The organism is uncultured Zoogloea sp. (assembly GCF_937894855.1).
GTDB classification, from domain to species: Bacteria; Pseudomonadota; Gammaproteobacteria; order Burkholderiales; family Rhodocyclaceae; genus Zoogloea; species Zoogloea oryzae.
The window spans coordinates 1-5,993 of sequence record NZ_CALAYQ010000144.1 but is presented as its reverse complement, the minus strand read 5'-3'; the positions used below and the strand labels follow the sequence as shown (position 1 = coordinate 5,993).

7 protein-coding genes are annotated in these 5,993 nt (G+C 67.2%); 3 read left to right on the top strand and 4 right to left on the bottom strand.

From position 1 onward, the window contains the following. Positions 1-1,221 (top strand): (Fe-S)-binding protein (locus tag Q0672_RS16315; protein WP_298623917.1); only part of this gene is annotated, 1,221 nt, incomplete at its 5' end. Between the two features lie 83 nt (positions 1,222-1,304). Continuing rightward, positions 1,305-1,871: a hypothetical protein gene (locus Q0672_RS16310; RefSeq protein WP_298623915.1), complete on the top strand. Its 567-nt coding sequence runs from the start codon at positions 1,305-1,307 to the stop codon at positions 1,869-1,871. A 16-nt stretch (positions 1,872-1,887) separates the two neighbouring features. Here Q0672_RS16310 and Q0672_RS16305 read toward each other — a convergent pair whose 3' ends face one another. The 3 genes from Q0672_RS16305 to Q0672_RS16295 form a co-directional block, all read right to left on the bottom strand. After that, positions 1,888-2,058, bottom strand: coding sequence for a hypothetical protein (locus tag Q0672_RS16305; RefSeq protein WP_298623913.1), 171 nt, complete (start codon positions 2,056-2,058; stop codon positions 1,888-1,890). 97 nt (positions 2,059-2,155) lie between these two features. Next, positions 2,156-3,001 carry an alpha/beta hydrolase gene (locus tag Q0672_RS16300; protein ID WP_298623911.1) on the bottom strand — a complete coding sequence of 282 codons (846 nt, stop codon included), beginning with the start codon at positions 2,999-3,001 and terminating at the stop codon, positions 2,156-2,158. Continuing rightward, positions 2,929-3,459 (bottom strand): DNA starvation/stationary phase protection protein, encoded by a 531-nt coding sequence (locus Q0672_RS16295; protein WP_228111844.1) that lies wholly within the window; start codon positions 3,457-3,459, stop codon positions 2,929-2,931. The genes Q0672_RS16300 and Q0672_RS16295 overlap by 73 nt, the downstream gene beginning before the upstream one ends. Positions 3,460-3,753: 294 nt before the next feature. On the opposite strand from Q0672_RS16295, the gene Q0672_RS16290 reads away from it, so the two are divergent. Further along, positions 3,754-4,326, top strand: coding sequence for a hypothetical protein (locus tag Q0672_RS16290; RefSeq protein ID WP_153161127.1), 573 nt, complete (start codon positions 3,754-3,756; stop codon positions 4,324-4,326). Positions 4,327-4,373: 47 nt separating this feature from the next. Here Q0672_RS16290 and Q0672_RS16285 read toward each other — a convergent pair whose 3' ends face one another. Further along, the gene (locus tag Q0672_RS16285; protein WP_284187023.1) at positions 4,374-5,789 is read right to left on the bottom strand and encodes a TonB-dependent receptor; all 1,416 of its coding nucleotides are present in this window, start codon (positions 5,787-5,789) and stop codon (positions 4,374-4,376) included. Between the last annotated feature and the right edge of the window lie 204 nt (positions 5,790-5,993).

Here is a 5,993-nt window from a genome sequence, read left to right as displayed (position 1 = left end):
CTCTACGGGTGGATGATCCACCTATCGAGGTGTCCGAGGAAATTAGACCACTACAACCCGATGCATTCCACCGGCGCGCGGGTGAAGGCCTTCAAGGCGGCGCTCAACGGCGAGCTGGGTGACGAACCCTTCGCCCACCCCGACCTCGCCGCGGCGATGGACTTGTGCGTGTCGTGCAAGGGCTGCAAGAAGGAATGCCCCAGCGCGGTGGACATGACCCTCATCAAGACCGAATACCTCGCCCAGCGGAATGCCCGGCTCGGCCCCTCGCGGCGGGTGCGGCTGTTTGCCGGGCTGCCCCGCTGGCTGCACGCGCGGCGCTCGCTGCTCAAGCGCCTGGTGCGCCTGCGCAACGCCTCGCCGTGGCTGGCGGGGGTGGCGGAGCGCTGGCTGGGCATCTCGGCCCGGCGGCCGATCCCCGAGATCGTCGCCGACGGCTTTGCCGCGCCGGCGCTTGAAGCCACCGGCACGCGGGGCAAGGTGATGCTCTTCGTGGATACCTTCACCCACTACTACACGCCCGAAGTGGCCGAGGCGGCGCTGAAGGTGCTGCGCGCCGGCGGCTACGCGGTGGAGGTGCTGCAGCCGGTGGCCAGCGACGCCGAGCCGACGCGGCCCCTGTGCTGCGGACGCACCTATCTCTCCCAGGGCCTGGTGGATGAGGCGAAGGTGGAGGCCCAGCGGGTGATGGCCGCACTCGCCCCGGCGCTAGCCGAAGGCACCCCCATCGTCGGGCTGGAGCCCTCGTGCCTGCTGGCGCTGCGGGATGAGTTCTACAGCCTGTCCCTGGGCCCGGCGGTGGGGCAGCTCTCCAAGCAGGCCTTCCTGTTCGAGGAGTTCCTGATGCGCGAGGGCAACAAGGGGCTGAAGCTGGATCTCAAGCCCATCCCCGGCGGCCGGGCGGTGGTGCACGGCCATTGCCACCAGAAGGCCTTTGGCGCGATGAAGTCGGTGAAGAAGGTGCTCGGGTGGATCCCCGGCTTCGAGTTCGACATCGTGGACGCCAGCTGCTGCGGCATGTCCGGCAGCTTCGGGCTGGAGGCCGAGCACTACGAAGCCTCCCAGGCGATGGGCGAACTGGCGCTGCTGCCGGCCGTGCGTGCCGCTGCCGACGACGCCCCAATCATCGCCGATGGCTTCTCGTGCCGGCATCAGATCAAGGACGGCGCCGGCCGCGAGGCGATGCACGTGGCCGTGCTGCTGGCCAAGGCGCTGGGGTAGCGGCGGCGTTTGACCCAGATCGAATTGACGTTTCCTCGCCAGCAATACAATGAATCTGACATTGTGTCGATGAGGAGATGGTCATGGATGCCGATAGTCTGCAGCTGGTGCTGTACCTGCTCATGGGGTGCGCGGCGCTTGGTTTTACTGCGTGGCGTAAGCGTCGGGAGAAAGCCAACCTCGCCCTGTATGAGGGCTTGCGCGAAATTTTTTACACCACAGCCCCTGAGGACATGCTCGGCAGCGCGCCCCTCCAGCCCGGTGCTGTGGTCGGTGTTGCCATGGACTGGCCCATCAAGGACACGCAGGCGACGGTGATCGCCTGCACCGACGGTACTGGGAGCATCTACATGAAGAAGCAGGGCTCCGCCATCTGTGGCGCGTACGGTGCTGCGGATCTGGCTCGGGCGTTTGTTGCCGAGGCGGCCCGATGGGTTGACCGTGCTGAAAAGGTGGATGCTCATCCCGAGCCAGATCCTGCCACGGTGTATTTCTACATCCGCACCACGGATGCGCTATACCGCGTCAGCGACTCGGCGAGCGCGCTGCTCGTCGGCAAGGGTGCCGCCGAGCCCTTGTTTGCCGCTGGAAACGACTTGATGACGGCGCTCTTCAAGATGGCGGATACGGCTGAGAAGGTTCCGGAATAGGCCTGAGCGCCTGGACTTACTCCGTATCAAAACCCAGCAGCCGGCCGTTGATGATCTTCTCGGCGACGCCCGCCGGCACGTCGTCCATCCACGCGCCGCGGTCGCGGCGCTGGCCGGTGAGCACTTCGGCCACGTCGATGTGCAGGTGGTGCAGGTTGGCCGGCACTTCTACGTTGTCGAGGGTCACCAGCGTTGTCTCGCCGGCCCGCTGCATGTGGAGCGGCGAGACGTAAACGTGGCCGTGCAGCTGGCCAAGGCGCTGGGCTGAGGGGCCGCGCGCCCGCTCAGGGCCGGAGGTGGGTGATCCACTCCAGCAGCAGGCGGGCCACTTCGTCCGGCTGGTCGAGGGGCGAGAGGTGCCCGCAGTTCTCGACGATGCACAGCCGCAAATCCTGAATCCCGGCGGCGATCTCCGCGGCGATCGGCAGCGGGGTGATGAGGTCTTCGCGGCCGCAGATCACCAGGGTCGGGCAACGGATGTCGGCCAGGCTTGGGCGGCTGTCGGGGCGCGCCATGATCATCCGCTGCTGGCGCAGGAAGATGCCCTTGCCGAGGCTGCTCATCATCGAATGGACGACCCCGCGCACCGCCGGCTGGTTCATCCGGTCGGGGTGGGACAGGCGCGGCATCAGCTCCTCGAAGACGGCTTCGAGGTCGGTTTCGGCCAGCGTCATCAGCGCGGTGCGCGCCGCCCGGGCCTCGGGTGATTCGGGGCGGGCGGAGGTGTCGAGCAGGGCCAGGGCGGCCACCCGCTCCGGCGCCTGGCGCATGATCTCGAAGGCCACGTAGCCGCCCAGCGACAGGCCCACCAGCACGAAGGGTTCCTTCGGGGCGAGGTCGAGCACGCTCCGGGCCGCGTCGGCGATGGTCTCGGCCTGGGTGAGGTCGGCCACATCGGTGCTCGCCACCGCGGAGAGGACGTCGATCTGCTGCTGGAAGAGGCTGGCGTCATTGAGCAGGCCGGGCAGGAACAGGACGTGGGTTTGGGCTTTCATGGTGTTCTCCTTCAACGCGGATGGCCGGCCGCATCCCGGAAGCGGGACGGGGCGGGGGTGTTTCAGTGGCCGGACCTGTCCTTGCGGCTCGCTTCGAACAGGAACCAGGTGCGGCGCTCCGTTTCGTCGATCCACACTTCGATCAGGCTCGCGGTGGCGATGTCCCGGTGCTCGTTGCACAGATCATGGGCTTCGCGGAAGCGCGCGGCCAGCGTCTTGTTGTCCTCGCACAGCTCAGCAAGCATGTCGAGGGGCTCGACGTAGTCCGCGTCGTTGTCGGAAACCCGCTGCAGGCGCGCGATGTGCCCGATCGACCGGAGGGTGCTGCCGCCCAGCTTGCGGATGCGCTCGGCTACCGGATCGGTCATCGCAAAGAGCTGGTCGGCCTGGTCGTCCAGTAGCAGGTGGTAGTCGCGGAAGTGAGGGCCGCTCATGTGCCAGTGGAAGTTCTTGGTCTTGAGGTAGAGCCCGTAGATGTCGGCGAGGATGGCGTTCATGGCGCCGGCGATGTCCCGGGTGGCCTTGGCCTTCAGGTCGGTGGGCGTTGCCAGCGGGGCGTTGCGCCGGTCGGTGATGTCGTCGGATTTGCTCATGCTCGTGATCTCCATGATGTGAGTGCGGTGGTCGTGCCGTCCTGACCGGGCGGTGACGCTGGAGGCAGGGTGGCAGCGAGCACCGGCCGCGTCGGTACGCCATCGCACGTATCCGGGCCCCTCGGGCAGCCGGCCCCGGCGGAATGTTCGGCGGCGCACGGAAGGGGGGCGGCGCGAGGTTCACCATCGGTTCCGACGAGGTTGCCGCCGGTTTGCGTCCGCCCCGCCCCAAATAGGGCTATCCCGCACGGTGTCCGCTCCAGGCGGCCCACCGCTGCTCATCAGGAGGTTTCCATGAACAACCCAGTTGAATCGATCACGATCGTTGAAGGCACCGAGAGCGCCGCCCTCGGCCTCGTCTCGCGCCCCAAGCATGTGTTCTCCGCGGTCTATCCCAGCCGGGAAGAGGCCGACGGGGTGCGCCTGCAGCTCGAGGAGCGGGGCATTCGCGCCGGGCAGATCCGCATCTGCCACGAGGCGCCACCCCAGCTGGCCGACGACGGCAGCGACGATGTGCTCAAGGACGTGCTGGTGGATGGTGGCATCGGGACGCTGGTGGGCACCGGCGTCGGCGCCCTCGGCACCCTGGCCATCGTCGCGTCGGGCGTGACCCTCTTCGTGGCCAGCCCGGTGGTCGCGCCCCTCGCCATGCTGGGCTGGTTTGCCAGCATCGGCGGCGTGGTGGGGGCGGCCGTCGGCGCCAACCACAAGGAAGGGCGTTTTTCCGAGCTGGTGGCGGATGCGATCCAGGCCGGCAACACGGTGCTGGTGGTCCGCACCGATGACGACGCCGATCAGGATCTCACCCGGACCGTCCTCGAGGCCTCCTTCCGCGGACGGGACGGCACGGCCACGGAATCCCGCTGAAGCCCGTGCCGGCGTGAGGCCGATGGCCCCGCGCCGGCACGCCGCGCCTACTCGGTATCGAAGCCCAGCAGGCGGTTGCTGACGATGCGTTCGGCGACGCCCGGCGGCACGTCGTCCATCCACGCCCCGCGGCCGCGGCGCAGGCCGGTGAGCACTTCGGCCACGTCGATGTGCAGGTGGCTGTCGTCGTGGGGTTCGACGGCCAGGAGCTTCTGGTTCTCTTTCAGGAAGGTGAGCAGGTGGCGCAGGTTGGCCGGCACGTCCACGTTGTCGAGGGTCACCAGCGTCGTCTCGCCGCCCCGCTGCATGCGGGTGGGGTAAACATAAACGTGGGTGTTGTCCGGGAAGAGCTTGCCAAAGGCTTCCAGGATGCCGCCCTCCAGGCCCTCGTAATACTTCTCGTCGAACAGGTAGTTGAAGTCGCGCACCGACAGCACGATGCCGATGGGCTTCTGGGTGTAGCGGCGCAGGTAGGCGCGCAGGCGGAAGTAGCGCACGTAGTCCGAGATCATCACCGTGTAGCCCAGGGAGGCCAGCAGGTCGATGCGGGCGAGGAAATCGGCGCCATCCACGTTGTCGCCGCTGATGAGCGAGTTCATGGTGATCTCGGCCAGGGACAGGATCTCCCCTTCATCCACCGCCGCCAGCTGGCTGAACTGTTTGAGGCCGGCGCACATCATGTCCTGATTCACCAGCGTCACCGGCTTGAAGCTGCCGCGCATCACCATCACCGGCTTGCGGTAGAACAGCTCGCCCGGCACCACCACGTCGCCGGTGGGGGCAAACACCACCGCGCGGGTCAGCCAGCTGCGGATGAGGTGAAGGTTCATCAGGCGGTTTTCCACTTCCTCGAAGTAGGGGCCCGAGAAGTGGATCAGGTCCACCTCGATGCGCTCCGAGCCGAGGCCATCGGCCAGACCCTCGACCACCCAGGCCGGGTGGTGGAAGTGGTGGAAGGCCCCGTGGATCAGATTGACCCCGAGGATGCCCAGCGCTTCGGACTGCTGGGCGTTGTCGTTGTCGAGCATGCGCACGTGGAGGATCACGTCGGAGGGCTCGGCGCCCGGGTGCAGCTGCAGGCGGATGCCCACCCAGCCGTGGCATTCGTTCTTCTGCTTGAAGCTGCGCGCGGTGACGGTGGCCGCGTAGGCGAAGAAGGTGGTGTTCTTGGGCCGCACGTGGGCCAGCCGCTGCACCACCAGCGAGAACTCCTTGTCCAGCATCTGCAGCAGCCGGGACCGGCTGACGTAGCGGTCCGCGTGGCCGTAGATGTCGTCGCTCACCGCCATGTCGTAGGCCGACATGGTCTTGGCGATGGTGCCCGCCGCCGCACCCACCGAGAAGAAACGCCGCGCCACCTCCTGCCCGGCGCCGATCTCGACGATGGAGCCGTATTTGTACTTGTCGAGATTGATCGCCAGCGCTTTCTGGTCGGTGCTGAGCGTGGTGTCGCGCTTGTGCATGGTCTTCCTCCCTTTTGTTGTGTGCATGAACGAAGCCCGGCTCCGCTTCCGGGCAACGCAACCGGCCCGCCGGGCCGTGTTGCCGATGGGCATATCTTCCACTGCTTCCGGCGGCGCGTCGACGCCTTCGCAGGGCGATGCATACGGCAGGTAGATACTGTTATCCCAGTCAAGCCCCGTGGAGCGCCGGCTGGAATGTCTGGC